Genomic DNA, 24,258 nt, shown 5'->3' with positions numbered 1-24,258 from the left:
GGGCACCATGGTCATGGACAGACCATGAGGAGGGTGCCGCGATGCCCGGTTCCACGAACGGTTCCACCAAGGCGATGGGGGCTCTCACGGTCGGCGGGCTCGTCGTCGTGACCGCCTACACGGTCGCGCTCGGCAGCAACGGCTGGCTGTGGTTCGGATGGGTCGTCCTGGGACTGCTGACGCTCGCCATGGTCGTCACCCAGTCGTGAGCACCGCTGCTGCGGCGAGCTGGCTACAGTGCCCGCATGAACAGCAGGACGCCCTCGTTCGACGACCTCGACCGCAAGATCATCACGGCGCTGATGGCGAACGCCCGGACCAGCTTCGCCGAGATCGGCGCGGGGATCGGGCTGTCCGCGACTGCGGTCAAGCGGCGCGTCGACCGGCTGCGGGAGACGGGGGTGATCACCGGGTTCACGGCGACGGTGAAGCCCTCGGCGCTCGGCTGGCGCACGGAGGCGTACGTCGAGGTGTACTGCGAGGGCGCGGCCCCGCCCCGCCGCCTCGCGGAGGTCGTGCGCAACCATCCGGAGATCACGGCCGCCATGACGGTCACCGGCGGCGCGGACGCGCTGCTGCACGTGCGCGCGCGGGACGTGGAGCACTTCGAGGAGGTGCTGGAACGGATCCGGGTGGAGCCGTTCATCCGGAAGACGATCAGCGTGATGGTGCTGTCCCACCTCCTCCCGGAAAGCCCGGAAGCGGGCGCGACCCACGCGGCACCCGAATGAGGCGGAACATGCGCAGTAACAGTGCGTGTACGCCGTCAAAGACGCAGCGATGCTGCTCATCTACGCAGCTTTTTTCACTTGTCGAGCCTGCCTCTGCATTTCTACCGTGGTGTACACCCTCAGTGACACATCGCAAGCGGAGGAAACCCTCTGTGTCCGAAAGCCGTGCACAGCGTCCTCGGCGCTTTCTCGTCTGCGAACCCAGACACTTCGCCGTGCAGTACGCGATCAATCCCTGGATGAACCCCGGCCGGCCCGTCGACGTGGACCTCGCCCAGGAGCAGTGGCGGACGCTGATCAGCGCCTACCGCGCCCATGGGCACACCGTCGAGGCGGTCGAACCGGTGCCCGGTCTGCCCGACATGGTCTTCGCCGCCAACGCGGCGTTCGTGGTCGGCGGCCGGGTCTTCGGATCGCTGTTCCACGCGCCGGAGCGACGCCCGGAGTCGCTGCACTACGACACCTGGTTCAAGGCGGCGGGCTACGACGTCCACCGCCCGGAGTCGGTGACCGAGGGCGAGGGCGACCTGGTGTGGACCGGCCGGTACGTGCTCGCCGGCACCGGGTTCCGCACCAGCCGCGAGGCGCACCGGGAGGCGCAGGAGTTCCTCGGCCACCCGGTGATCGGGCTGACCCTGGTGGACCCGTACTTCTACCACCTGGACACGGCGCTGTTCGTCCTCGACGACGACAACATCTGCTACTACCCCGAGGCGTTCTCGCCCGGCAGCCGCGAGGTGCTGCGCCGCCTGTACCCGGAGGCGGTGCTCGCCACCCGCGACGACGCGATGGCGTTCGGCCTGAACTCCGTCTCCGACGGCCGTAACGTCTTCGTCGCACCCCAGGCCGAGGCGCTCGCCGAACGCCTCGCCGGCCATGGTTACACCCCCGTCCCCGTCGACCTGTCCGAGTTCCACAAGGCCGGCGGCGGCATCAAGTGCTGCACCCAGGAGATCCGTACATGACCGCACCCGCGCGCACCCGCACCTCCGACGACCTGATCCGTGCCGAGGAGCCGGTCCTCGCGCACAACTACCACCCGCTGCCGGTGGTGGTGGCGCGGGCGGAGGGCACCTGGGTGGAGGACGTCGAGGGCCGCCGCTACCTCGACATGCTCGCCGGGTACTCGGCACTGAACTTCGGTCACCGGCACCCCGTGCTCATCGAGGCCGCCCATCGCCAGCTCGACCAGCTGACGCTGACCTCCCGGGCCTTCCACAACGACCGGCTCGCCGCCTTCGCCGAGCGGCTCGCGGGGCTGACCGGCCTCGACATGGTGCTGCCGATGAACACCGGCGCGGAGGCGGTGGAGAGCGGCATCAAGGTGGCCCGCAAGTGGGCGTACGACGTGAAGGGCGTCCCCGCCGACCGGGCGACGATCGTGGTCGCCGCGGAGAACTTCCACGGCCGTACGACGACCATCGTCAGCTTCTCCACGGACGAGACGGCCCGCGCGGGCTTCGGTCCCTTCACGCCCGGATTCAGGATCGTGCCGTACGACGACCTGGCCGCGCTGGAGGAGGCCGTCGACGAGACCACGGCGGCCGTGCTGATCGAGCCGGTCCAGGGCGAGGCGGGCGTGATCATTCCGAGCGACGGCTATCTCGCCGGGGTGCGGGAGCTGACCCGCCGCAAGGGCTGCCTGTTCGTCGCGGACGAGATCCAGTCGGGTCTCGGCCGTACGGGCCGTACCTTCGCCGTGGAGCACGAGGACGTCGTCCCGGACGTGCTGCTGCTGGGCAAGGCGCTGGGCGGCGGGATCGTGCCGGTGTCGGCGGTGGTGGCCCGGCGCGAGGTGCTCGGTGTGCTGCACCCCGGCGAGCACGGGTCGACCTTCGGCGGCAACCCGCTCGCGGCGGCGGTCGGCACGGCCGTGGTCGAGCTGCTGGAGACCGGCGAGTTCCAGCGGCGGGCCGCCGAGCTGGGCGTCGTCCTGCGGGACGGGCTGACCGAGCTGGTCGGCAAGGGCGTGCTCGGCTTCCGCTCCCGCGGGCTGTGGGCGGGAGTCGACATCGACCCGGCGATCGGCACCGGCCGCGAGGTCAGCGAGCGGCTGGTACGGGAGGGGATCCTGGTGAAGGACACCCACGGTTCCACGATCCGGCTGGCGCCCCCGCTGACCGTCAGCGCACAGGAGCTGCGCTCCGCGCTGGCGGCGCTGGAGAAGGTGCTGGCGTCGTGACCCGAGGGGCGTGATCCGACAGGCGAGGGATCAGCGACCCGGAGGGACCGGGTTCTTGACCCCGGGGGGTGGCCGCAGGCCACCCCCCGGCCCGTTTGCGCGTCCCGCCCGATGCCCGAAGGGTGAGGACTGAGCCACGAGGGGGTAGACCACTCTCAGCTACAGAGAGGCCGGCCGTGAGCACTGACGAGGAGCAGGACGCCGCCCGGCGGCGGTTCGACGTCGCCGACGCCGCACCTCTTCTGCTCGATGCCCAGGGCGTGGTGACGAGCTGGACGCGGGGGGCACAGCATCTGCTGGGGTACACGGCCGCCGAGGTGGTGGGTACCAAGGCGACCGGCCTGCTGTCCGCCGACGACGCCGCGCGGGCGCCCGGGCTGGCCGAGCGGTGCCGTCGGGACGGAGGCTGGGCAGGGCTGCTGACCGCCCGGCGCAAGGACGGGCAGCCGGTCCGGGTGATGGTGCGGATCACCCCGGCGACGGAACCCGGCGGCGCCGCGCACTGGCTGGTTCTCGTCTCCGACGCGGCCGGGGCACGCGGCTGGGACATGGGCCGCGCGGTGCTGGAGCAGATGGTGGCCGGCTCCCCCATCGGCATAGCGATCGTGGACACCGATCTGCGCTGTGTATGGGCGAACGCGGCGCTGGAGCGGTACGGCGGAGGCTCCCCGCGCGAGCGGCTGGGGCAGCGGCTCGGCGAGATCCAGCCGGGCATCGACACCGCGGGCATCGAGGAACAGATGCGGCACGTGCTGCGGACCGGACAGCCGGTGGTGGGGTACGAGCACGTGGGACAGGTACGGTCCGCACCGCACCAGGAGACGGCGCACATGATGTCGTTCACCCGTCTCGAGGACGACCTGGGCCGGCCGATGGGCGTGTACTACACGGTCGTCGACATCACCGACCGGCACCGCGCCCGGCAGCGGCTGGCCCTGCTGGACCGGGCCGGCGAGCAGATCGGCCGCACCCTGGACATCGTGCGGACCGCGCAGGAACTGGCCGACGTCGCCGTGCAGGGCTTCGCCGACTTCGTCAGCGTGGACCTGCTGGACTCCGTGTTGCGCGGCGCGGAGCCCGAGTCGCCGGACGCCACGGACCAGGTGGTGCCGCTGCGGCGGACCGGGCACCGGTCGGTGAACCCCGGGGTCCCGGAGGCCGTGGTGGAGATCGGCGGGGTCGCCACCTATCTCGCCGGGTCGCCACCGATCCGCAGTCTGACCTCGGGCCGGTCCTGGCGGGCGGAACGCCTCGACCCGCTGGGCAAGGCGTGGGCGACGGACGTTCCGGGCGGCCGGGGAGCGACCTTCCGGGAGCTCGGCCTGCACAGCGCGATGATCGTGCCCGTCCGCGCCCGTGGCGTCACCATGGGCATCACCACCTTCTACCGGCGTCGCCGTCAGGAGCCCTTCGACGCCGACGACCTGAGTCTCGCCGAGGACCTGGTGTCACGGGCGGCGGTCTGCGTGGACAACGCCCGCCGCTACACCCGCGAGCGGGAGGCGGCCCTGGTCCTGCAGCGCAGTCTGCTGCCGCGCCGGCTGCCCTGGCAGGACGCGGTGGAGGTGGCCGCCTGCTACCGGCCGGCCGACGAGCTGACCGGCCTCGGCGGTGACTGGTACGACCTCATCCCGTTGTCCGGTGCCCGCGTGGCACTGGTCGTGGGCGAAGTGCCGGGGCACGGCATCGACGCCGTGGCGGCGATGGGGCGGCTGCGCACCGCTGTGCACACCCTCGCGGCACTGGACCTGTCGCCCGAGGAGGTGCTCGCGCACCTCGACGACCTGGTGGGGCGGATGGCCCGGGAGGAGGGCGTGCCGCCCGAGGACTCGCCGGCCGCCGGCATCCAGGCGGTGGGGGCCGGATGCGTGTACGTCGTCTACGACCCGGTCGACGGGCGATGCACGATGGCCACCGCGGGCCATCCCGCGCCCGCCGTCGTCCTGCCCGACGGCGCCGTCAGCCTCGTCGACCTGCCGCAGGGTCCGCAGCTCGGCACGGGCGGGCCTCCCTTCGAGGCGGTCGAGCTGGTGTTGGCCGAGGGCAGCACGCTCGCCCTGTACACGGACGGGCTGCTGGCCCACGGGGACGGCGACGGTTCTGTCGCCGCGGACCGCGACCGGCTGCGCGTCGCCCTCGAACAGCCCGCCGCCACGCTCGACCTGTGCTGCCGGGCCGTGGTCGACGCGCTGGTTCCCAGCCGGCCGCACGACGACGCGGCCCTGCTGATGGCCCGCACCAGGCTGCTCGGCGGCGGCCAGGTCGCGGACTGGGACCTGGCCGCCGACCCGTCCGTGGTCGCGGATGCCCGCAAGGTGACCGCCCGGCAGCTGGCCGAATGGGGGCTGGAGGAACTGGTCTTCCCCACCGAGCTGGTCGTGAGCGAGCTGGTCACCAACGCCATCCGGCACGCGGAGAGCCCGGTCCGGCTCCGGCTGATCAAGGGCCGGACCCTGATGTGCGAGGTCTCCGACGGCAGCGCCACCGCACCGCATCTGCGCCATCCCCGCGCCACCGACGAGGGCGGCCGCGGGCTGCTGCTGGTCTCCCAGTTCTCCAAGCGCTGGGGAACCCGCTTCGTCCCCGGCGGCAAGGTCATCTGGGCCGAACAGTCCCTCACGGAGCCTTCCACCTGACACGAGGCGCGCACAGGACGCGTGCGGGGGGGCGTGCCCCAGGGACGTACACACGCCCCAGGCGCGGCAGCGCTGTCGATGTCCGGCCATGCCTGCCGCACCCCGGGCCCCGGCAACCCGGCAACGGCTCATGCGCTTCGCCGCCCGCGAACACCAGCGCCGCGTCGCGGTGGTCGGCGACACGGGTGCCCTGTTTCCGGGGCCGGGCACCCGCTCGGCAATGAGCTCTTCAGCCGAACTCACCGTCGGGCTCGCTGTCATGAGGCCACCGCCATTGGTTCGGGCTCCGGCGTGGCGTTCAAGCGACCGGATCGGGCGAGCAGCGCGACGCATCCGGCGCAGAGCGCACCCGTTGCGGCGAGCATCCACCAGGTCAGTTCCGGGTGGCCCAGACCGTTGGCGGCATCCCAGACGGCACCTGTGGTGAGGTTGCCCAGGGTGATGCCGAGGCCGGAGACGGTGTTGTAGAGACCGTAGTGCGTGGCGACGAGCCGGCCGTCGGCGAGGGAGACGACGGTGTCCATCTCGAAGGGGTACACCGCGGCCGTGCCCAGCCCGAGCAGGGCCACCGAGACGAGCAGGGGGCCGAGCGTCACGATCCAGTCGAGGAGTCCGGACCCCCCGTCGACCGTCGAACTGGCCGTCACCAGGGGCAGGAAGGCAGCACCCATCAGCGAGATGCCGTAGACCATGGCACGCTGCGGCGACCAGCGGGCCCGGGCCCATGCGGTGATTCTCAGCTGCCCGACCACGGCCACCGCGGCGGAGACCGCGAACAGGGCCGTGGTGACCGCGTCACCGCTGCCGGGCGCCACGCGGTGGGCCTCGAGCGGCAGCGCCAGATAGACCTGGAAGGACAGCACGTACGAGCCGATCATCGCGAAGGAGAACAGGACGAAGGAGCGGTTGCGGACGACGGTCCGCCAGTCGGCCAGGACGCCGCTCGGCTCGACCGAGGGGGTGCCGCTGCGGGTGGGCAGCAGCCGCAGCTGGACGAGGGTCAGGGCGAGGAACAGAAGGGCCGCCACGGAGCAGACCAGGCGGAAGTCCGCGGCCAGCAGGGCGAGACCGACGAGCGGCCCGACGAACATGCCCGCCTGATAGAAGACGTTGAAGGCGGCGAAGGCCGCCACCCGCCGCGCACCCGCCTCTTGTGCCAGGTAGGCGCGGACGGCCGGGTTGAACAGCGCCCCCGCGAACCCGGTCGCCGCGGACGCCGCCGCGAGAGCGGGCAGGCTGTCGACGAATCCGAGGAGTCCGAAGCCCACGGTGCGCAGCACACAGCCCGCCACGATCACGGGTTTGTAGCCGAGCCGATCGGCGAGTGTTCCGCCGACCAGGAACATGCCCTGCTGGGCGAAGTTGCGTACCCCCAGCACCAGGCCGACCGCCCATGCGGCCATGCCCAGGTCGTTCGCCAGGTGTACGGCGAGATAGGGCATGAGCATGTAGAAGGCGGTGTTGATGGTGAACTGCTGGACCATCAGCAGCCGAATGCATCCGTTGAACGAACGGAACTGTGCGGCAAAGGACTTCATCGCACCGTCACCTCCGGCCCGGTGACGTCGGTGCAGCGAGTCCATCGCTCGACCACCCGCTCGTCGGGCCGTGTGATCTCGTCCGGATCGGCGGCCGGCCCGCCGGCCAGCAGGTCGTGGGCGCGGCAGTAGTCGTCGCTGTAGACGGTGTTCCAGTAGCGGTGCACTCCGTCCGGGAAGATCGCGACGATACGCGTCTGCTCCGGCTGTGTACGGGTGAGCCAGTTCGCCACGAGGGCGACGGCGCCCACGCTCCATCCACCGCTGGTGTAGTGGTCGCGGGCCAGCCTCCGGCAGGTCCTCACGGCCTCGCCGGGAGCCACCCAGTGGACCTCGTCGAAGGCCGCGTGGTCGACGTTTCCCGGGTGGATGCTGCTGCCCAGGCCGCGCATGAGGCGCGGGCCCGCCGGCTGACCGAAGACGGTGGAGTGCACCGAGTCGACGCCGACGAGTCTCAGCTCGGGGTTGACGGCGCGCAGGGTGCGCGCGATGCCCGCCGAGTGCCCGCCGGTGCCGACGGCGGCGACCAGGACGTCGATCCGGCCGAGTTGGATGGTGAGTTCCAGGGCGAGTGGGGCGTAGGCGGCGACGTTGTCGGGGTTGTTGTACTGGTCGGGGCACCAGGCCGACGGTGTGCGGGCGAGGAGTTCTGCTACCCGCTGTCGGCGCGCCTCCTGCCAGCCGCCGACTGCGGCCGGCTCGGTGACGACGTCCACGTGGGCGCCCAGGGCGCGCAGCTGGTGCACCATCAGCGGCTCCATGCCGGGGTCGGTGACGAGGGTGACCGGATGGCCGTACGTGATGCCGGCCAGGGCGAGACCGAGGCCGAGGGTGCCGCTGGTGGACTCGATGACGGGTGCGCCTGGTGCCAGTTCGCCGCGCTTACGGGCGGCGGCGACCATGTACAGGCCCGGGCGGTCCTTGAGGCCGCCCGGATTGGCGCCCTCCAGCTTGGCCCAGAAACCGCGCCCGGGCGGATTGAAGGGCTCCCCCACCCACAGGACGGGCGTGTTGCCGACCATGCCGGCCGGTGACCGGCGCGGTGCTCCGGCCGGTTCGGGGAGTTCGTGTGCTGCGAGGAAGGAGTTGATGTCACGCGAGGAGATGCTGCGCAGAGCTGTGCTCATGAAGTCGTCCTTCTGCGGCCCGGTGGCTTTCGTGGGCCGCCTTGCCTGTGCCGTATGGGACGTGCGCACGGCCCGGCACGCTGGTTCCCCCCGAGAACAGCGGGGGTGCGCGGCCGGGCGTGGCCCGTCAGGTACGGCTGACGCAGACGAGACGCAGGAGGTCGGCTCCGGCACAGGCCGGCGGACGCTCTGGTCCGGCCCGCCACAACGTGTCGGGCCCCTGCGGGCTCACCAGGTCACGACGCGAGAGGGCGAGCACCAGCAGGGCCAGGATCAGGGCTGCTGTGGCCGCGCGAAGATCGGCGGTCCGGTCGGCCGGGTCGCAGCACGCATGGTTGTGGTCGGGGTGATCATCGGCGTCGTGCTCCGCCGAACGGCCCACAGAATCGGAGGGGAACGCGAGCGCCGGGATGTCCGGCCCATGGGCCTCGCTCGTCATCGACATGGTCGGCGTCGTGGTATGCGAGTGGCCGTCAGCGTGGTGCAGCGCGCAGGAGACGACGTGGGCCACGAGCAGCAGCGTCAGGCCCACGAGAATGACGAGGGCCGGCGTACGCCTCCCAGCGCGGCCAGCCGACCATTCCTGCGGCATGCGACCGATCGTAAGCAATTCATTACCATATTGCAGCTTTGATTCACTTTTGGGTGAATTATTGTATTCCGCGACACGTCGTGGCCACGCTCCTCGACGAAACCTCGCCCAATGAGCCCGCGATCACGTCGGCGTCCGAGAACGCCCGCTACGAAGCACCTCCGCCCTGTCACCACGTGCGAGGCGACCTGCGCGTGGCCGCGGACGCGATCCGGCTGTCGCGCAGGACCCTGGCCACCATCAAGGGCAACCTCTTCTGGGCCTTCGGCTACAACGTCGCAGCCCTCCCGCCGACCGTCTTCGGCATGCTGAAGCCGATGGTCGCGGGCGCGGCGATGGCCCTCTCGTCCGTCTTCGTCGTCACCGACAGCCTGCGCCTTCGGTCCTTCAAGCAGGCACGTCGGCAGCACCGTTGATGCAGGGCGCCCGGTCGAAAGGCCGGGCCCTTCGTTCCGGGATCGATCTCCGCGAGCGGGTCCATCGGCGGTTCGGCCGGACTCAGAGTCCGGGAGGGGCGTCCGTCGCGGCCGGACGGTGGGGCAGGGTGTGCCGTCGCCGGCGGTTGACGGCACGTATGCCGACGCGGCCCAGGACCACATGGCCGCCCATGAAGAGAAGCTTCAGGAGGACGATCGCCAGGATGGCGTTGACGCCCCAACTGGTCCACGACGAGGCAGCCAGTACGTCTCCGCCCACCCCCAGGTGCAGGGCGACGACCACGACGCCGACCGCGCCCAGTCCTATCGCCCTGCCGATCCCTCGGCGCTTGACGACTCCCGCGGCAGGCACGGCAGTGGTACCGACAGTCTCGGCGGGTGCGCCTTCCGGCGCCTGGAGCGGCCTCCAGGTCACCGTCAACTGGGCGCGGCGGCCGATCTTTTCGATGCGTCCGGCGATGCCGTTCTGGAGTCGCTGCATGGTATCGGCGTCATCGGCTTCGATGCGTAGCGTGAGCGCGTCCGGAGCGGCCCGCAGCGTGCACAGGCCCTGGGCGAAGCGGATGGTCCCGCGGGTGTCGGAGTAGTCGACGTGCTGCACCTCGGGCGGCGTCTGACCGCCGCCGTGAGCGATGGGCGGCCGGTGACGCATCCCGCTCATCCGGCTGAGATGACGGCAGAGTTGTACGAGGTAGCGACTCGCCCGATCGGTCGGGACGAGGGCTTCGGCGGTCGGCATGGGATTCCTTTCTGGACCGCGGGGCACGGCGCTCGACACGGGCGCCAACGAACTCTTCCGCCGGCGCAGGGGGCCGGCCCGGGGAGAGGTTCAGATCCTGGTGGCGGCTACGAGCCAGGCCCGGATGCCGTCCCGGTCGGTGGTGATGTCGATCGTGGCGGGTTCGACGGAGTCGATCCGCCACCCGTCGGCGAACCCAGCGCCGATCTCCCCGCGGGTCACTCGCCGTGGCCCCTGGTCGCCCGGCTGCCGGTCGCTGAAGCACAGCATGAAGTAGCGGCCTCCCCGCCCACCACGGAGCGGAGGCTGCTGACGAAGGCGGATCGGTCGGTGTCGTCGAAGATGTGGAACAGTCCGCAGTCCAGCACCGTGTCGAAGTACTCCCCGAGACCGGCGAGGCGGCGTGCGTCGTGGAGCAGGAAACGCGCGGTGAGGCCGCGCTCGCCCGCCTTCTCCTCGGCCGCGTCGATCGCCCGGGACGCGAGGTCCACACCGGTGGCCTCGAGGCCGAGACCGGCGGCCATCAGAACGTGCTCGCCAGTGCCGCAGCCCACGTCCAACACCCGGCCCTGGACGGCGCCTGCTTCGGCGAGAGCCAGGACGGCCGGCTGCGGACGGCCGATGTCCCACGGCGGCCTGCCTGCGTACAGGCCATCGGGCCTGCGCCAAGGATTCCCGGCGCCGGGGTGATGGTAAGGGGGCGTGTCGGACATGAGGGGGCCTCCTGGCAGGTTGATCGCCCGGCTCTGCGGCTCGAGCTTCACCACCGAGCTTTATCGATACAGTCTGTCTCTGTCAATCCATAGTGTCGCGCTCTTGGCATCGCGTATCCTGACGGGGTGCCGAAGCTGTGGAACGAGACGATCGAAGAGCACCGCCGTACGGTGCGTGAGGCGATCCTGGACACCACCTGGGAGCTGGTGTCGGAGCGCGGGCTGCTGTCGGTGACGATGTCGCAGATCGCGGAGAAGACCGGCATCGGGCGGGCGACGCTCTACAAGTACTTTCCGGACGTCGAGGCGATCCTGGTCGCCCACCACGACCGGCACGTCACCGACCACCTGCGCCAGCTCACCGACCTCCGCGATCGGCCGGGCGGCGCGGGCGAGCGGCTGGCAGCGGTGCTGGAGCAGTACGCGTTCATGTGCCACCACCGCGGGCGCCACGGCAACCAGGAGCTCGCGGCCCTCGTGCACCGCCCCGAGCACATCGCCCCCGCGCAACGGCACCTCGTCGAGCTGTTCCGAGACCTGCTGGCCGAGGCCGCCCAGGCCGGCGAACTCCGCGACGACATCGCCCCGGAGGAACTGGCGAGCTACTGCCTGCACGCCCTCACCGCCGCAGGTGGCCTGCCCTCCGAGGCAGCCGTCCGCCGACTCGTCGCTGTCACCCTGGCAGGGTTGCGCCCCGAGGGCTGAATCAAGGCGCCGGCAAGCACTCGGCGTAAACCTCGACGGGCGCCGGTGCAGTCGATGAGAGAGTCGCAACGGTGCATTCCGGCAAGGGACTTGGCGGATTGTGCCGGTCGATCACTGCTGCTGACTCGCTAGTCCGCCGAGTAACTACCCGGACCGTACGACGATGACGTCGGCCTGCTCGCAGGCGCTCAGACAGTTCACCACCTGCACCTGGGCGACGGACGCCAAGTCGGGCTTCATGGCGGCAAGCCGGCCCGCGAGGCCCTCGCGTGGCCGTAGCGGGCCGGCAGCGGCTCCGTGCGGTCCGCGCCCGCGCGAAGGTGCCGATTGCCGACCCGGTCGGGAGCGGCACGGCCTGTGCTCCGTCCCGCCAGTGCGGGATGCCTTCGCCGAAGCCGCCTGCTTCCGGTACCGCCGGATGCCACGGTCTGGGCCTGGGACATCCGGCCGGTATGGAAAGGTCACGTCCGCTCAAGGAGCGGGCGAGAAGTCGGCGCCCGACGTAGTGAAATCCGACAAGATGGGCTTCGATCTGCCAGGGGTGTCGTCGTTGGGTGTGCCGGCAGTCACGCACCGAGTGTGGGTGGGTTCGCCTGTCGGCTTCTTGGTCGGGGTGTGGTTCTGCAAGGTCGAGGTCTTGGAGTCGGTGGTGGTCCGATGGTCGAAGTACTGAGCCCTGCTTGCGGCGGTCCTGCGGTGGGTGCCTCACCTGACGGAACATCCGGCATCTCGGCAGAGGGTCAGCATGACACCGACCGAACGTGGCTACGGATGACGACGGGTGCACATCGGTCTGCGCCCGCCATCGATGAGTTGAGCTGGGGAAACGCCGGTTCCAAGGGGACCCGGTACGTGAGGAGTGAGCCGTGTTCTACTACCTGCTCAAGTACGTGCTGCTGGGCCCCTTGCTGAGACTGGCCTTCCGACCCCGGATCGAGGGCCTGGAGAACGTGCCGGCCACCGGCCCCGCGATCGTCGCCGGGAACCACCTCTCCTTCTCCGACCACTTCCTGATGCCGGCGATGCTGGGGCGCCGGATCACCTTCCTCGCCAAGGCGGAGTACTTCACCGGCCCGGGCCTCAAGGGCCGGCTGACCGCGTTCTTCTTCCGCAGCGCCGGGCAGATCCCGGTGGACCGCTCGGGCAAGGAGGCCGGTCGGGCGGCCATCCGGGAGGGCCTCAAGGTGCTGGCCAGGGGTGAGCTGCTCGGGATCTACCCGGAAGGCACCCGTTCGCACGACGGCCGGCTCTACAAGGGCAAGGTCGGTGTGGCCGTGATGGCGCTGCGGGCCGGCGTGCCGGTGGTGCCGTGCGCGATGATCGGCACCTTCGAGGCCCAGCCGCCCGGCAAGGTCGTCCCGAACATCCACCCCGTCACCATCCGCTTCGGCAAGCCGCTCGACTTCTCGCGCTATGCCGGGATGGAGGGGGAGAAGGCGATCCTGCGGGCCGTCACCGACGAGATCATGTACTCCATCCTGGCCCTGTCCGAGCAGGAGTACGTCGACGAGTACGCGGCCGTCGTCAAGGAGCGGCAGGCGGCGGAGAAGGGCGCCAGGGAGCGCCGGTTCCCCAGGGCGCCGCTCAGCTGAACACCCCGGCCGAACGGTACACGGTCCGCGGAAGGAGGGGCGGCCGAGCTGTGCGGCCGCCCCTCGTCACCGCGGGAACACGGTTACGGTTTGGGCGTGGCGTGCGGGCCGCAGGTCACGTCCGCACCGTCCAGCTCGCCGTCGATCAGGTAGGCGTCGACACGCTGGTTGATGCACGGGTTGACCAGGCCCGTCACACCGTGGGAGCCCGCGTCCTTCTCGGTGATCAGACGGGAGCCCTGGAACCGCCTGTGCAGTTCGACGGCGCCCTCGTACGGGGTGGCGGCGTCCCGGGTGGACTGCACGATCAGCACCTGCGGCAGGCCCTTGCCGGTCCTGACCTCGACCGGGTTCTGCTGCTTGACCGGCCAGGTGGCGCACGGCAGGTTCATCCAGGCGTTCGCCCAGGTCATGAACGGGTAGTCCTTGTTGAGCCGGGTGTTGTCCCGGTCCCATGTCCTCCAGCTGGTGGGCCACTTGGCGTCGGTGCACTCGACGGCCGTGTAGACGGCGTTGCCGTTCTCGGCGGAGATGTTGCCCGCCGTGTCGGACATGTCGGGGGCGGCGGCGGCGACCAGCGCCTGGGTGTCACCGGCGACGTACTTGCTGAACGCCGTGGCGACCGGCACCCACGAGGAGTCGTAGTACGGCGCGCTCTGGAAGAAGGAGATCAGCTCGGCCGGGCCGACGACCCCGCCGATGGGGTTCTGCTTGGCGGTGGCGCGCAGCTGAAGCCACTTGGCCTGGACGGCGTCGCGGGTGGTGCCGAGATGGAAGGCGGCGTCGTTCTTGGCGACCCAGTCCTCCCAGTCCTTCCAGCGGCCCTCGAACGCGATGTCCTGGTTCAGGTTGGCCTGGTACCAGATGTTCTCGCGGGCGGGGTTGACCACGCTGTCGACGATCATGCGACGCAGGTGGCCCGGGAACAGGGTGCCGTAGACGGCACCGAGGTAGGTGCCGTAGGAGACACCCAGGTAGTTGAGCTTCCTCTCGCCCAGGGCGGCGCGGATGACGTCCAGGTCGCGGGCGGTGTTCGGCGTGGTCATCTGCTGGAGCATCGCCCGGCCGGTGCGCTCCAGGCAGCCGTCCGCGTACTCGTGGGCCAGCTTGCGCTGGGCGAGCTTGTCCGCCTCGCTGTCCGGCACCGGGTCCGTCTTCGGCGCCTTCACGAACTCCTGCGGATCCTCGCAGGAGATGGGGGCGGAGTGCCCGACGCCGCGTGGGTCGAAGCCCACGAAGTCGTAGGACTTGGCGACGTTCGCCCAGACGGGGTTCTTGTTGGTGACACGGGTCGGGAAGCGCAGCCCGGACCCGCCGGGGCCTCCGGGGTTGTAGACGAGCGCGCCCTGACGCTCCTCCTTGGTCCCCGTGTTGCCGATGCGGTCGACGGCGAGCTTGATCTGCTTGCCGTACGGATGGGCGTAGTCGACGGGCACGCTGACCCAGCCGCACTGGATGGGCTTGGCCAGCCCCCAGTCGGCAGGGCAGTCCTGCCAGTCGATGCCGGCCTTGGCGGCACGGGCGACGGCTGTCTCGGCACCCTTGGCCTCCCGGTCCGGCGCGGGCCGGCCGGCGGCGCTGGCCGCGGGCGCCGAGACGGCACCGGCGACCAGGGCGCCCGTGACGAGTGCTCCGGCCGAACCGAGCGCCATCAGACGGCTCTTCGGTCTGTTCTGCCTCAAGTGGGCCCCTCCCCCTACATCAGGATCGCTGCGAGTGGTCAGTTGGGGATCCTCTCGGCTGTGAGCCGCCTGAGAACAGGGGGCACCTTCCATCTTTACCAATCCGATAAACGAATGGTCATGTTCGGCCCATGAGTCTTGCCAGGGAGGCGTCCAGGACTCGCCGCAACCGCAGGGCGTCCGGTGCCACGGCGCTGACCAGGACCGCAGGACCGGCCAGCGGCATCAGGGCGGCGCACTCGTCCAGCGCCTGGGGACCGGGCGGATGCCGACCGAACTCCGTTCGCGCGACGATGAGTTGGCCCATGGCACGATGTCCCGACAGCACCGCGGGACCGTCCCAGCCCCCCGGCGCCCCGGGCCCACAGGCCAGTTCCTGGTCCAGCACCGTCCGCCCCGCGATCCGCAGGGTGAGCCGGCTGCCGAGCCGCCCGGACTCCTCCCCCACCCGCCCGAGCACCTGTTCCTCCCGCAGTACGAGCCGGGCACCGGCCGCGAGTTCGGCCCGCGTGGTGACGTGCAGGGCACTGCCCCGGACTGAGATCAACTGCTGCGGCAGCCAGTGCAGTTCGGCGCCGTCGGCTACGTCGAGCCGTACGTCGTAGCGGGCCTCGCTCTTGGTCTGGCCCGGCAGGGCGATGGTGGCGGCGGCCGAGCCGACGTGCAGCTTGGCGCCCTCCGCCACACTCGCCGTGAGCGAGAGACGGTCGCCGCCGAGCGGGCCGCTCATCGCGCCGACGACCATGACCCTCGCCTCGGCGCCACCGGACCGGACCCGGCGCAGCGCCAGCGGGCCGTCGCTCTCCAGGACGGGCAGCGCGGTGCCGCCCCGGCCGTCGGCGCGGGCGACGATCCGGGCGTCCGCCCGCAAACCGGTGGCTGTCATGCCGTCCACGCGGCGAGCCGCCCGCGCACCCAGCCGGCCACGTCGGCGATCCCGGTCTCGAGTCGCAACGACTGGAAGACGACCGGGAGTTCGCCCCGCTGGGTCCTGGCGTCGGCGGCCATCCGTGCGAGGTCGGAGCCGACGTACGGGGCGAGGTCGGTCTTGTTGACGACGAGCAGGTCGGCGGTGGTGACGCCGGGGCCGCCCTTGCGCGGGATGTCGTCGCCGCCGGCCACGTCGATCACGAAGATCTGCGCGTCCACGAGCCCCTTGGAGAAGGTCGCGGTGAGGTTGTCGCCACCGGACTCGACGAGGATCAGGTCCAGCGGGCCGACCGCGTCCTCCAGGTCCTCCACGGCCTCGAGGTTGGCCGAGATGTCGTCGCGGATCGCGGTGTGCGGGCAGGCGCCCGTCTCCACGGCCGTGATCCGCTCGGGTGGCAGCACGGCCTCCCGGAGGAGGAACTCGGCGTCCTCACGCGTGTAGATGTCGTTGGTGACGACCGCGAGCGACAACTCGTCGCGCAGCGCACGGCAGAGCGCGGCGACGGTGGCGGTCTTGCCGGACCCGACGGGCCCGCCGAGCCCGATGCGCAGCGGCCGGCGCGATCCGTCGGGCCGGTGGGCGTCCGCGCCGAGGGCGGCGGGGCCGGTGTGGGTGTGGTCGAGGTGCATGACGGCGGCTCCATTTCAGCCAAGTTGGCGTCGATCGTCCCGTCCGGGGCTACCCCTCCGGGGAGTTGGAGGACGAGGCCGTTCGGACCGGTCGGGGGTTCAGGGGGGAGAGTCCCTGGCGGGGTCGAAGGGGCAGAGCCCCCGGGGACGGGACGGGCAGGGGCGGCGGGGGCGACAACCTCTCAGGACGCGAACAGCCGTATCGGCCAGCCCGCGTGCCACTCCGCGCACACCTCCGACAGAGGCCCGGACACCGCCGGCAGCGCCTCGACGCCCTCGTCGCGCACTCTTCGCGCCGCCTCCACCGCCCGGTCCACGACACGGTCCAGCTCGGGCGCCAGCCGCGCCAGAACCCCCGTCGCGTCGAACGGGTCGAGGCTCAGCAGTCGTACCGTGGCCGTCGCCGGCCCGCTCACGCTCTCGTACGCCGCGCAGTACGCCGCGTCCTCGGGGCCGAGACCGGCGGCCCGCGCCACGCACCCGAGCACCACCGGCTGATGCGCCCCCTTCGGGAACCTTAGTGCCAGGGCGTCGAGTTCGTCGCACGGCCAGCTCGCCCGAGCGGCCCGCGACAGCTGTCGGCCGAGGCGCCGCGCGGCGGCACGCAGGGCGGGTGACGCCGTACGCGCGTCCGCCGCCGCGTCCAACTCCCCCGGATCCGCGCCGAGTACGGCAGCGGCGGCCAGCGCGGCCGCCACGACTCCTGCTGTGTGCAGACGACCCCGGCAGAAGTCCTCGAGACTCGCGGCGGAGGTGATCCGGCCCGCCTTGACGGCGGCCTCCGCCCCGCCGGAGTGCGCGTGCCCTCCGGCGGGAAAGCGGCCGTCGGCCAGGACGAGCAGCGCTGCCCGTGACATCACGATCCCATCAGAACAGGAAGTAGCGCTGGGCCATGGGCAGTTCGACGGCCGGGACGGCCTCGACGAGTTCCCCGTCGATGTGCACGGCGAAGCTGTCGGGGTCGATCCGGACATCGGGCCGGGCGTCGTTCTCGCGCATGTCGGCCTTGGCCACCGCGCGCGTGGACGTAATCGCCGCGAAACGCTTGCCGAGCCCAAGCCGCTCCGGCAGCCCGTCCTCGATCGCCAGGGGCGCCACGAAGTTGACCGAGTTGGCGGCCGGGGCACGGCCGATCGCGCCGTACATCGGGCGGGGCAGGACCGGCTGCGGGGTGGGAATGGAGGCGTTGGCGTCGCCCATCTGCGCGTAGGCGATCTGCCCGCCCTTGATGACGAGGAGCGGCTTGACGCCGAAGAACGCCGGCTCCCACAGCACGAGGTCGGCGAGCTTACCGGTCTCGACCGAGCCGATCTCTGGGGCGAGACCCTGGGCGAGCGCCGGGTTGATCGTGTATTTGGCGACATAGCGACGCACCCGGTGGTTGTCCGCGCGTCCGTCACCGGCCAGCGCCCCGCGCCTGCGCTTCATCACATGGGCCGTCTGCCAGGTACGCAGGATCACCTCGCCGACGCGCCCCATGGCCTGGGAGTCGGAGGAGATGATCGAGATGGCGCCGAGGTCGTGGAGGACGTCCTCCGCGCCGATGGTGGACGGCCGGATCCGGGACTCGGCGAAGGCCAGGTCCTCGGGGACCGCCGGGTTGAGGTGGTGGCACACCATCAGCATGTCGAGGTGTTCCTCGACGGTGTTGACGGTGAAGGGCCTGGTCGGGTTGGTGGAGCTGGGCAGCACGTTCGGCTGCGAGACCACGGTCATGATGTCCGGCGCGTGCCCGCCGCCGGCTCCCTCGGTGTGGTACGAGTGGATGCCCCGGCCCGCGATCGCGGCGAGGGTGTCGCCCACGAACCCGGCCTCGTTGAGGGTGTCGGTGTGGATGGCGACCTGGATGCCGGTCCGGTCGGCGACGGTCAGCGCGGCATCGATGACGGCCGGGGTGGATCCCCAGTCCTCGTGCAGCTTCAGGCCGGCCGCGCCGCCGCGGATCTGGGACAGCATCGCCTCGTGGCTGACGGTGTTGCCCTTGCCGAGGAAGCCGACGTTGACCGGGTAGGACTCCATCGCCTCGAACATCCGGGCGAGATGCCAGGGGCCGGGCGTGACGGTGGTGGCCTTGGAGCCCTCGGCCGGGCCGGTGCCGCCGCCGACCAGGGTGGTGATGCCGGAGGCCAGCGCCTCGTCGGCGACCCGGGGGCAGATGAAGTGCACGTGCGCGTCGATGGCGCCGGCGGTGAGGATCCGCCCGTTGCCCGCGATGATCTCGGTCTCGGGGCCGATGACCAGGTCGGGGTGGATGCCGTCCATGGTGTCCGGGTTGCCGGCCTTGCCGATCGCGGTGATCCGGCCGTCGCGGATGCCGACGTCGGCCTTGACGACGCCCCAGTGGTCGACGACGACGGCACCGGTGATCACGGTGTCGGGGGTGCCGTCGGCGCGGGTGGCGCGGGCCTGACCCATGGACTCGCGGATGACCTTGCCGCCGCCGAAGACCGCCTCGTCCCCGGACGCACCCGGTCCGCCGGAGCGGTCCTCCTCGATCTCGATCAGCAGATCGGTGTCGGCGAGCCGGATGCGGTCACCGGTGGTGGGGCCGAAGAGGTCGGCGTAGGCGCCGCGGGAGATCTCAGGCATCGAGGGCACCTCCGGTCTCCCCGCGCAGCCCCGGCACGATCCGGGCGCCGGCGAGGGGGACGAGTTCGACGTCGACGGGGATGCCGGGCTCGAAGCGCACGGCGGTGCCGGCGGCGACGTTCAGCCGCTTGCCGCGGGCAGCGGCGCGGTCGAACTCGAGGCCGGGGTTGGCCTCGGCGAAGTGGTAGTGGGAGCCGACCTGGACCGGCCGGTCGGCGGCGTTGAGGACGGTGAGGCGGGTGACCTCACGGTCCTCGTTGAACACGACGGGGCCGTCCGCGAACAGGATCTCTCCGGGAATCACCGCGGCCCCCTCAGATGATCGGCTCATGGACGGTGACGAGCTTGGTGCCGTCCGGGAAGGTGGCCTCCACCTGGACGTCGTGGATCATCTCGGGGACGCCGTCCATGACGTCGTCCCGGGTGAGGAGCTCGCGGCCGGAGGACATGAGTTCGGCGACCGTGCGGCCGTCACGCGCACCTTCGAGGATGTGCGACGTGATGAGGGCGACCGCCTCCGGGTGGTTCAGCTTGAGCCCGCGGGCCCTGCGCTTCTCGGCCACGTCGGCCGCCACATGGATCAGCAGCCTCTCTTGCTCGTGCGGGGTCAGTTGCACGTCCCACCTCACAGTCCTTGCTCCGGACCGTGCGGGGTCCGGTTGCCGCAGCCACCGCGACGGGGACAGGTGTAACACACGGACGATTCCCCGGATCGCCGTCAATCCGGGCAGACAAACCCCTGGTGGCGTGGATCGGCAGGCTAGTTCGCCGGAGTTTCGGCGACGTTAACCGGACCTTGATGCTCTCATGACCACGCGATGGGATCGCCGATACCCGCGCGCGTCAGGACACGCCGGGGCCCCGGTGCTCGGCGGCGATCCCGAACCGCTGCCGTTTGCGCGCGGCGGAACCGGCCTCGCGGACCCGCGAGACCGACCTGACGACCTGCTGCTCCCCGGCCTGCTCCTCGATGGCGTCCAGCCGCTCCAGATCGGCGGCCGAGACCAGTGCGACCAGCGGCTTGCCGTGCCGCGTGACCACGACGCGCTCACCGCCGTACACCACGCGATTGATCAGGTCGGCGAGCTCAGCCCTGGCTTGTGTCACCGGAATCTCGTAGGCCATACCCCCATCGTACGTGAGGTACGTCCTGTACATTTTTGACAGAAGCAGCCCGTCGGAGGCCGCGATGAGAAGGGGTCCCTCCATGTCCCGAGCGTTCGCCCGTCATGTCCTGCCCGAGTTCACCGAGCGCGCCGGCGGCACCGTCCGCACGCTCGACCCCTACGGCAGGCTGTTCGAGGACCGGATCGTGTTCCTCGGCACCCCGCTGGACGACACGGCCGCGAACGACGTGATGGCGCAGCTGATGTACCTCGAACACACGGCCCCGGAGCGGGACATCACGCTGTACGTCAACTCGCCCGGCGGTACGTTCAGCGCGCTGACATCGGTGTACGACACCATGCGCTACGTCAGTTGCGACGTGGCGACCTACTGCCTGGGCCAGGCCTCCTCCCAGGCCGCGCTGCTGCTCGCGGCCGGAGCGCCGGGCAAGCGGTTCACCCTGCCCGGCGCGCGCATGGTGCTCTCGCAGCCCCAGCTCGCCGAGCCGGTGCAGGGCCAGCCGAGCGACCTGCTCATCCAGGCCGAGGAACTGGCCCGGATCCGCGCGCTGACGGAGGAGATGCTGGTACGGCACACCGGGCGCAGGGCCGAGCAGGTCCACCGCGACCTGGAGCGGGACCTCGTCCTGGACGCCCCCGCGGCGGTGGCCTACGGCCTGGTGGACGCCATCGTGCCCACCCGGCGGAGCACCCCGGGTGCAGCGGACGCGAGGTGAGCCGCCGATGCTTCCGGACCTGCCGCCGTTGCCCGCACTCACGCGCGCCGAGGGCGACCTGATCGACCGTTACCTGGAGGCCGCCGACCTGCTGGGCCGGGTCAATCCCGCGCACGGTGGCGACACCTATCGCGGACTGCGTGCGGCCCAGGCCCTGGTGCGCAAGGCGGCAGAGCTGCGTGACGCCCTCGCGCTGATGCACCGGCGGGGCGAGACGGAGCTGTACGGGGACACGCTGGCACGGGCTTTGCGGGTGCTGGACGGTGAACGCCGGACCGCGCGCGTCGCGCTCCCGCCGGACGGCGGCGGCTGATCCGGACGCCCGACCCGGCCGGACGGGACCCGGGTGTCGACGGGTGCCGCCCGGACGGGAGTTGAAACGGCCCGAACGACGTACCGCCGACCGGTGTATATCCGCCTCGTTCTCCGGGCCTCCCGACTTGCGCTCCACGCCGGTCCGAAGTTCGCGGGAAAGCGCATCGTCCCAGGTCCGGGGCTACGTCCGCGATCTGACGTGGTGTCCGACATCGCCCGGTCCACCCGAACGGGCGAGTGGTGAGCAACGCCACAAATTCCCGGATGCATTGGGATTTTCGGACCGGTGTGGGCGAAGATCCCGTCCGACGACAAGCCCCCGCCACCGCGGCGGGGCGGTCCGGGCGGACGCCGAGTCCTGCCGCCGCCCGGATGACCGGTCGACAGGAGTGGATCGGCAGGAGTGGAGGACCCAGGCAAGACGGGTCGCCGGAACGGATGTTCGTCTGCGCGTCACAGAACCCTCTGTGCGCCGCAGCCGGGCGGAGGTTACGAGCAGCCCTTGGGGTGAAGCCGCGGCAACGCGGCCGGGCAACTTCGCCAGCCCGAATCCGACAGGTCATCCTTCACAGGCGGCTGACGAAGGGTTGCGCATGACTGCGCTCAATCGTGTCCCGTCGCTCATGGCCCGGGCCGGCACGGCCTCGGCCCTCACCCTCGCCGCCGTCGGCGGCTCGATCGCGGTCCCCGGCCTCGCCACGGATGCCTCGGCAGCGACCCTCGCGACGAAGGCATTGCAGGTCGCGGCCTCCAAGAAGGGGGCGCCGTACCAGTACGGGGCCACCGGGCCGCGCAGGTTCGACTGCTCGGGGCTGACGCTCTACTCGTTCAAGAAGGCGGGCAAGAGCCTGCCGCGTACCGCAGCCGCGCAGTACAACAAGACGCACCACATCTCCGCCGGCAGCCGCAGGGCCGGTGACCTGGTGTTCTTCCACTCGGGCTCGTACGTCTACCACGTCGGCATCTACGCCGGGCACGGGAAGATCTGGCACGCGCCGAGGACCGGGGACGTGGTGAGGCTCCAGAAGATCTGGACCAGGAGCGTCTGGTACGGCCGGGTCAGCTGACCCCTGTCAGGTCCGGAGCGGCTCCAGCAGCAGGGCCGCTCCGCGCACCGTCGGCGCCACCCCGGTGCCCGCCTGGAGCCCACGGGCGGCCCGGGGCCGGCGGCGCGCGCAGCCGACCCGGTGTGCGCGCACGGCGACGGAGCACGCAGGCGCCACACCGGCCCTCCCCCAGAACAACACCTCCCGTCCGGCCCGGCCCGAAGGCTGCCGTTGCCGTGTCGGCCGGCTAGGGCGTGTTTCGAAAGTCCCGTCTGGTCCGCGACGCCTGGCACGGCACCTCGCCGCGTTGTCGGGATCGTCCACGTACGCCCGGTACGAGGACGACCCTCCGCCTTGCGATGCACCGCACCAGACGCCGCGGACCCCGCCCTCCGGGCGGACGACGCCACTTTCCAAACACGCCCTAGTGGGACCGTTCCGCCGGGACGATCCAGGGGAGTTCGATGGAGACCGTCTTGCCGCCCTCACGGGTGGGGCGGACACGGAGCCTGCCGCCGCACTCCGCGGTGAGCCAGCGGATGATGACCATGCCGCGCCCGTTGTCCTGCTGGACGGCGGCGGGCAGTCTCTTCGGGAAGCGCGGGTGACTGTCCGTCACGCCGATGCGGAGGTGTTCGTCGCAGTCCAGGGCGATGTCGACCGTGAAGGTGGGTGATTGACCGAAGGTGTGCTGTACGGCGTTCGTGGCGAGTTCGGAGACGATGAGTCGCACTGTGTCGGCCACCTCGGTGTCCGACGGCAGGCCCCACTCCGCGAGCGTGCCCACGACATACGTGCGGGCCGCGGAGACCGAGGCGGGATCGCTCGGCAGAGTGACGGATGCTTCCAGATGGTCTGCCATGGCGACGTCGTCCCTTTCCCACGGGCCCGCAGTCCGACACGGCGCGGATGGTTCGAGTACGGTCCCGGACTGGTGCTTGCTCGTCAGCCTGCCACCACCGGGCCGGTCACGGGGAGCGATCCACCAAGATATGCATATATCTGTCGCTCGAAGCGGTGAACTCTCCTACGCGAGACCGTATCCGGGCGGTCCGGAAGGAGTAAGGAGGAGCCCATGCAGAACGGGCCGGCAGTGCGCCGCCGCAAACTGGGTGCCGAACTGCGCACGCTGCGTACCGGTGCCGGGCTCACGAGCGGTGAGGCGGCTCGGCTGGTCGGCTGGCACCAGTCGAAGGTCAGTCGTATCGAGACCGGTGCCAGCGGCGTGAAACCAGCGGATGTGCGGTTACTCCTCGACGCCTACGAGGTGTACGACGGACAACTGCGCGAGCTTCTGCTGATGCTGGCGGGCTCCGACGACACCGGCGGCCGGCACCGCTGGTGGCACGCCTACCGCGGGGTGCTGCCGCCCACGTACCGGGACTTCATCAGCCTGGAGTCGCAGGCGAGCGCGATGCGCACCCTGGAGACCACGGTCGTGCCCGGCCTGCTGCAGACCCCCGAGTACGCCCGCGCGGTGACCCGGGCGGCCGTGAAGAACCTGGACGAGGAGGGCCTGGACGCGCTGGTGGAGGTGCGGCTGGCCCGGCAGGACGTGCTGCGCGCCGACCCCCCGCTGGTGCTGAGCGCGGTGCTGGACGAGGCGGTGCTGCGGCGCGAGGTCGGCGGCCCCGAGGTGATGGCCCGGCAGCTGGAGCGGCTGACGGAGGCGGCCCGGCTTCCCCAAGTCCGTCTCCAGGTACTGCCGTTCGACGCCGGGGCGCATGTCGGCCTCACCGGGCCTTTCGTTATTTTCTCATTTCCGAGCACTTCCGATCTGGACGTGGTTGTTCTTGACCAGTTGACGAGTAGCCTCTACCTGGAGCGGAAAGAAGACCTCATGGCCTACTCGGAGGCCTTCGACACCCTTCGGATGCACGCCCTTTCACCCGAGGACACGTTGGATTACATCGCCGGGATAGGTGACGGCGCGTAAGGAGGCACCATGTCAGCCCTGCCTCGGAACGTCCCTGCCAGTACCGACCTGCACGACGTGCGCTGGCTGCGCAGCAGCTACAGCACGGGAGCCAACAACTGCGTGGAGACGGCCCGGCCGCGCTCCGGCCCCGGGGCCGGGCTGCTCGCCGTGCGCGACTCCAAGCGCCCGGCCGGACCCGCGCTGCTCTTCTCCACCGACAGCTGGGCCGGTTTCCTGACCGCCCTCTGAACCGCCCCCGATCGCACACGTGCTCGGAAGCGACCCCAGGACCCCTCACACGCCATCATCCATA

The 24,258-nt window shown here is 71.0% G+C and carries 28 protein-coding genes, 1 pseudogene and 1 riboswitch; of the genes and pseudogenes, 13 read left to right on the top strand and 16 right to left on the bottom strand.

The annotated features are described in order from the left end of the window. Positions 1–41 precede the first annotated feature (41 nt). From AC5WRT_RS10980 to AC5WRT_RS10960, 5 genes are all read left to right on the top strand, one after another. Positions 42–209, top strand: a complete 168-nt coding sequence (locus AC5WRT_RS10980; RefSeq protein ID WP_107093214.1) for a hypothetical protein — start codon at positions 42–44, stop codon at positions 207–209. Positions 210–245: 36 nt separating this feature from the next. Continuing rightward, positions 246–731, top strand: coding sequence for an Lrp/AsnC family transcriptional regulator (locus tag AC5WRT_RS10975; protein WP_351811575.1), 486 nt, complete (start codon positions 246–248; stop codon positions 729–731). 152 nt (positions 732–883) lie between these two features. Then, on the top strand, positions 884–1,696 hold the full coding sequence (gene ddaH / locus AC5WRT_RS10970) for a dimethylargininase (protein ID WP_496092788.1): 813 nt from the start codon (positions 884–886) through the stop codon (positions 1,694–1,696). After that, positions 1,693–2,913, top strand: a complete 1,221-nt coding sequence (gene rocD / locus AC5WRT_RS10965) for an ornithine--oxo-acid transaminase (protein ID WP_496092787.1) — start codon at positions 1,693–1,695, stop codon at positions 2,911–2,913. The genes ddaH and rocD overlap by 4 nt, the downstream gene beginning before the upstream one ends. Positions 2,914–3,089: 176 nt before the next feature. Then, positions 3,090–5,549, top strand: a complete 2,460-nt coding sequence (locus tag AC5WRT_RS10960; RefSeq protein WP_496092786.1) for a SpoIIE family protein phosphatase — start codon at positions 3,090–3,092, stop codon at positions 5,547–5,549. Positions 5,550–5,806: 257 nt separating this feature from the next. On the opposite strand, the gene AC5WRT_RS10955 is transcribed toward AC5WRT_RS10960, so the two are convergent. From AC5WRT_RS10955 to AC5WRT_RS10945, 3 genes are all read right to left on the bottom strand, one after another. Beyond that, positions 5,807–7,087, bottom strand: coding sequence for an MFS transporter (locus AC5WRT_RS10955; RefSeq protein ID WP_496092785.1), 1,281 nt, complete (start codon positions 7,085–7,087; stop codon positions 5,807–5,809). Next, positions 7,084–8,214, bottom strand: coding sequence for a PLP-dependent cysteine synthase family protein (locus AC5WRT_RS10950; RefSeq protein ID WP_496092784.1), 1,131 nt, complete (start codon positions 8,212–8,214; stop codon positions 7,084–7,086). The genes AC5WRT_RS10955 and AC5WRT_RS10950 overlap by 4 nt, the downstream gene beginning before the upstream one ends. A gap of 127 nt (positions 8,215–8,341) precedes the next feature. Beyond that, positions 8,342–8,806, bottom strand: coding sequence for a hypothetical protein (locus AC5WRT_RS10945; RefSeq protein WP_496100167.1), 465 nt, complete (start codon positions 8,804–8,806; stop codon positions 8,342–8,344). 176 nt (positions 8,807–8,982) lie between these two features. On the opposite strand from AC5WRT_RS10945, the pseudogene AC5WRT_RS10940 reads away from it, so the two are divergent. Further along, positions 8,983–9,222: pseudogene (locus AC5WRT_RS10940) on the top strand (hypothetical protein); the annotation flags it as partial. 82 nt (positions 9,223–9,304) lie between these two features. Here AC5WRT_RS10940 and AC5WRT_RS10935 read toward each other — a convergent pair. The 3 genes from AC5WRT_RS10935 to AC5WRT_RS10925 form a co-directional block, all read right to left on the bottom strand. After that, positions 9,305–9,982: a DUF2218 domain-containing protein gene (locus AC5WRT_RS10935; protein ID WP_496092782.1), complete on the bottom strand. Its 678-nt coding sequence runs from the start codon at positions 9,980–9,982 to the stop codon at positions 9,305–9,307. Between the two features lie 90 nt (positions 9,983–10,072). Then, positions 10,073–10,204: a hypothetical protein gene (locus tag AC5WRT_RS10930; RefSeq protein WP_496100166.1), complete on the bottom strand. Its 132-nt coding sequence runs from the start codon at positions 10,202–10,204 to the stop codon at positions 10,073–10,075. Then, on the bottom strand, positions 10,201–10,695 hold the full coding sequence (locus AC5WRT_RS10925) for a class I SAM-dependent methyltransferase (RefSeq protein WP_496092780.1): 495 nt from the start codon (positions 10,693–10,695) through the stop codon (positions 10,201–10,203). Before AC5WRT_RS10925 ends, AC5WRT_RS10930 begins: the two co-directional genes overlap by 4 nt. 126 nt (positions 10,696–10,821) lie before the next feature. On the opposite strand from AC5WRT_RS10925, the gene AC5WRT_RS10920 reads away from it, so the two are divergent. Then, the gene (locus tag AC5WRT_RS10920) at positions 10,822–11,400 is read left to right on the top strand and encodes a TetR/AcrR family transcriptional regulator (protein WP_496092779.1); all 579 of its coding nucleotides are present in this window, start codon (positions 10,822–10,824) and stop codon (positions 11,398–11,400) included. Between the two features lie 866 nt (positions 11,401–12,266). Beyond that, complete coding sequence (locus AC5WRT_RS10915; RefSeq protein WP_496092778.1) at positions 12,267–12,992, top strand: lysophospholipid acyltransferase family protein; 726 nt, start codon at positions 12,267–12,269, stop codon at positions 12,990–12,992. A gap of 83 nt (positions 12,993–13,075) precedes the next feature. On the opposite strand, the gene AC5WRT_RS10910 is transcribed toward AC5WRT_RS10915, so the two are convergent. From AC5WRT_RS10910 to AC5WRT_RS10875, 8 genes are all read right to left on the bottom strand, one after another. Continuing rightward, complete coding sequence (locus AC5WRT_RS10910) at positions 13,076–14,644, bottom strand: alpha/beta hydrolase (protein WP_496100191.1); 1,569 nt, start codon at positions 14,642–14,644, stop codon at positions 13,076–13,078. Positions 14,645–14,792: 148 nt separating this feature from the next. Beyond that, positions 14,793–15,560 carry an urease accessory protein UreD gene (locus AC5WRT_RS10905; RefSeq protein ID WP_496092777.1) on the bottom strand — a complete coding sequence of 256 codons (768 nt, stop codon included), beginning with the start codon at positions 15,558–15,560 and terminating at the stop codon, positions 14,793–14,795. After that, positions 15,557–16,234 (bottom strand): urease accessory protein UreG, encoded by a 678-nt coding sequence (ureG, locus tag AC5WRT_RS10900; protein WP_496100165.1) that lies wholly within the window; start codon positions 16,232–16,234, stop codon positions 15,557–15,559. The genes AC5WRT_RS10905 and ureG overlap by 4 nt, the downstream gene beginning before the upstream one ends. Before the next feature lie 182 nt (positions 16,235–16,416). After that, positions 16,417–17,091: an urease accessory protein UreF gene (locus tag AC5WRT_RS10895; protein WP_496092892.1), complete on the bottom strand. Its 675-nt coding sequence runs from the start codon at positions 17,089–17,091 to the stop codon at positions 16,417–16,419. A gap of 10 nt (positions 17,092–17,101) precedes the next feature. After that, positions 17,102–18,823 carry an urease subunit alpha gene (locus AC5WRT_RS10890; RefSeq protein ID WP_496100164.1) on the bottom strand — a complete coding sequence of 574 codons (1,722 nt, stop codon included), beginning with the start codon at positions 18,821–18,823 and terminating at the stop codon, positions 17,102–17,104. Continuing rightward, entirely contained in the window at positions 18,816–19,127 is a 312-nt protein-coding gene (locus tag AC5WRT_RS10885) for an urease subunit beta (RefSeq protein ID WP_496100190.1), read from the bottom strand. Before AC5WRT_RS10885 ends, AC5WRT_RS10890 begins: the two co-directional genes overlap by 8 nt. Before the next feature lie 10 nt (positions 19,128–19,137). After that, positions 19,138–19,440: an urease subunit gamma gene (locus AC5WRT_RS10880; protein WP_496092774.1), complete on the bottom strand. Its 303-nt coding sequence runs from the start codon at positions 19,438–19,440 to the stop codon at positions 19,138–19,140. A gap of 226 nt (positions 19,441–19,666) precedes the next feature. Beyond that, positions 19,667–19,948 (bottom strand): type II toxin-antitoxin system Phd/YefM family antitoxin, encoded by a 282-nt coding sequence (locus tag AC5WRT_RS10875; RefSeq protein ID WP_496100163.1) that lies wholly within the window; start codon positions 19,946–19,948, stop codon positions 19,667–19,669. Between the two features lie 82 nt (positions 19,949–20,030). Between AC5WRT_RS10875 and AC5WRT_RS10870 the strand changes: the two genes are divergently transcribed. The 3 genes from AC5WRT_RS10870 to AC5WRT_RS10860 all read left to right on the top strand — a co-directional run bounded on the left by AC5WRT_RS10870 (position 20,031) and on the right by AC5WRT_RS10860 (position 22,048). Beyond that, the gene (locus tag AC5WRT_RS10870) at positions 20,031–20,666 is read left to right on the top strand and encodes an ATP-dependent Clp protease proteolytic subunit (RefSeq protein ID WP_496092772.1); all 636 of its coding nucleotides are present in this window, start codon (positions 20,031–20,033) and stop codon (positions 20,664–20,666) included. Positions 20,667–20,673: 7 nt separating this feature from the next. Next, on the top strand, positions 20,674–20,979 hold the full coding sequence (locus AC5WRT_RS10865) for a hypothetical protein (RefSeq protein WP_496092771.1): 306 nt from the start codon (positions 20,674–20,676) through the stop codon (positions 20,977–20,979). A gap of 462 nt (positions 20,980–21,441) precedes the next feature. Continuing rightward, a riboswitch (cyclic di-AMP (ydaO/yuaA leader) is annotated at positions 21,442–21,571 on the top strand. A gap of 3 nt (positions 21,572–21,574) precedes the next feature. Continuing rightward, the gene (locus AC5WRT_RS10860) at positions 21,575–22,048 is read left to right on the top strand and encodes a C40 family peptidase (RefSeq protein WP_496100162.1); all 474 of its coding nucleotides are present in this window, start codon (positions 21,575–21,577) and stop codon (positions 22,046–22,048) included. Positions 22,049–22,054: 6 nt separating this feature from the next. On the opposite strand, the gene AC5WRT_RS10855 is transcribed toward AC5WRT_RS10860, so the two are convergent. Both AC5WRT_RS10855 and AC5WRT_RS10850 read right to left on the bottom strand, forming a co-directional pair. Beyond that, on the bottom strand, positions 22,055–22,204 hold the full coding sequence (locus AC5WRT_RS10855) for a hypothetical protein (protein ID WP_496100161.1): 150 nt from the start codon (positions 22,202–22,204) through the stop codon (positions 22,055–22,057). 247 nt (positions 22,205–22,451) lie between these two features. Continuing rightward, positions 22,452–22,889 (bottom strand): ATP-binding protein, encoded by a 438-nt coding sequence (locus tag AC5WRT_RS10850; protein ID WP_496092769.1) that lies wholly within the window; start codon positions 22,887–22,889, stop codon positions 22,452–22,454. Positions 22,890–23,102: 213 nt separating this feature from the next. Between AC5WRT_RS10850 and AC5WRT_RS10845 the strand changes: the two genes are divergently transcribed. Both AC5WRT_RS10845 and AC5WRT_RS10840 read left to right on the top strand, forming a co-directional pair. Next, a complete protein-coding gene (locus tag AC5WRT_RS10845) occupies positions 23,103–23,963 on the top strand; it encodes a helix-turn-helix domain-containing protein (protein WP_496092768.1) in 861 nt (286 codons plus the stop codon). Between the two features lie 9 nt (positions 23,964–23,972). Then, positions 23,973–24,194, top strand: a complete 222-nt coding sequence (locus tag AC5WRT_RS10840; protein WP_496092767.1) for a DUF397 domain-containing protein — start codon at positions 23,973–23,975, stop codon at positions 24,192–24,194. Positions 24,195–24,258 lie beyond the last annotated feature (64 nt).

The sequence above is a fragment of the Streptomyces sp. NTD91 genome (assembly GCF_059510455.1).
Note: the sequence above shows the minus strand (reverse complement) of the source record. Positions and strands in the feature narration are given on the sequence as shown.

Bases quoted from the DNA above. Each gene is read 5' to 3' on its own strand.
- AC5WRT_RS10980 (WP_107093214.1), top strand. From the start codon at position 42: ATGCCCGGTTCCACGAACGGTTCCACCAAGGCGATGGGGGCTCTCACG.
- AC5WRT_RS10975 (WP_351811575.1), top strand. From the start codon at position 246: ATGAACAGCAGGACGCCCTCGTTCGACGACCTCGACCGCAAGATCATC.
- rocD (WP_496092787.1), top strand. From the start codon at position 1,693: ATGACCGCACCCGCGCGCACCCGCACCTCCGACGACCTGATCCGTGCC.
- AC5WRT_RS10955 (WP_496092785.1), bottom strand. From the start codon at position 7,087: ATGAAGTCCTTTGCCGCACAGTTCCGTTCGTTCAACGGATGCATTCGG.
- AC5WRT_RS10950 (WP_496092784.1), bottom strand. From the start codon at position 8,214: ATGAGCACAGCTCTGCGCAGCATCTCCTCGCGTGACATCAACTCCTTC.
- AC5WRT_RS10945 (WP_496100167.1), bottom strand. From the start codon at position 8,806: ATGCCGCAGGAATGGTCGGCTGGCCGCGCTGGGAGGCGTACGCCGGCC.
- AC5WRT_RS10935 (WP_496092782.1), bottom strand. From the start codon at position 9,982: ATGCCGACCGCCGAAGCCCTCGTCCCGACCGATCGGGCGAGTCGCTAC.
- AC5WRT_RS10925 (WP_496092780.1), bottom strand. From the start codon at position 10,695: ATGTCCGACACGCCCCCTTACCATCACCCCGGCGCCGGGAATCCTTGG.
- AC5WRT_RS10910 (WP_496100191.1), bottom strand. From the start codon at position 14,644: ATGGCGCTCGGTTCGGCCGGAGCACTCGTCACGGGCGCCCTGGTCGCC.
- AC5WRT_RS10905 (WP_496092777.1), bottom strand. From the start codon at position 15,560: ATGACAGCCACCGGTTTGCGGGCGGACGCCCGGATCGTCGCCCGCGCC.
- ureG (WP_496100165.1), bottom strand. From the start codon at position 16,234: ATGCACCTCGACCACACCCACACCGGCCCCGCCGCCCTCGGCGCGGAC.
- AC5WRT_RS10895 (WP_496092892.1), bottom strand. From the start codon at position 17,091: ATGTCACGGGCAGCGCTGCTCGTCCTGGCCGACGGCCGCTTTCCCGCC.
- AC5WRT_RS10890 (WP_496100164.1), bottom strand. From the start codon at position 18,823: ATGCCTGAGATCTCCCGCGGCGCCTACGCCGACCTCTTCGGCCCCACC.
- AC5WRT_RS10875 (WP_496100163.1), bottom strand. From the start codon at position 19,948: ATGGCCTACGAGATTCCGGTGACACAAGCCAGGGCTGAGCTCGCCGAC.
- AC5WRT_RS10870 (WP_496092772.1), top strand. From the start codon at position 20,031: ATGTCCCGAGCGTTCGCCCGTCATGTCCTGCCCGAGTTCACCGAGCGC.
- AC5WRT_RS10865 (WP_496092771.1), top strand. From the start codon at position 20,674: ATGCTTCCGGACCTGCCGCCGTTGCCCGCACTCACGCGCGCCGAGGGC.
- AC5WRT_RS10860 (WP_496100162.1), top strand. From the start codon at position 21,575: ATGACTGCGCTCAATCGTGTCCCGTCGCTCATGGCCCGGGCCGGCACG.
- AC5WRT_RS10850 (WP_496092769.1), bottom strand. From the start codon at position 22,889: ATGGCAGACCATCTGGAAGCATCCGTCACTCTGCCGAGCGATCCCGCC.
- AC5WRT_RS10845 (WP_496092768.1), top strand. From the start codon at position 23,103: ATGCAGAACGGGCCGGCAGTGCGCCGCCGCAAACTGGGTGCCGAACTG.
- AC5WRT_RS10840 (WP_496092767.1), top strand. From the start codon at position 23,973: ATGTCAGCCCTGCCTCGGAACGTCCCTGCCAGTACCGACCTGCACGAC.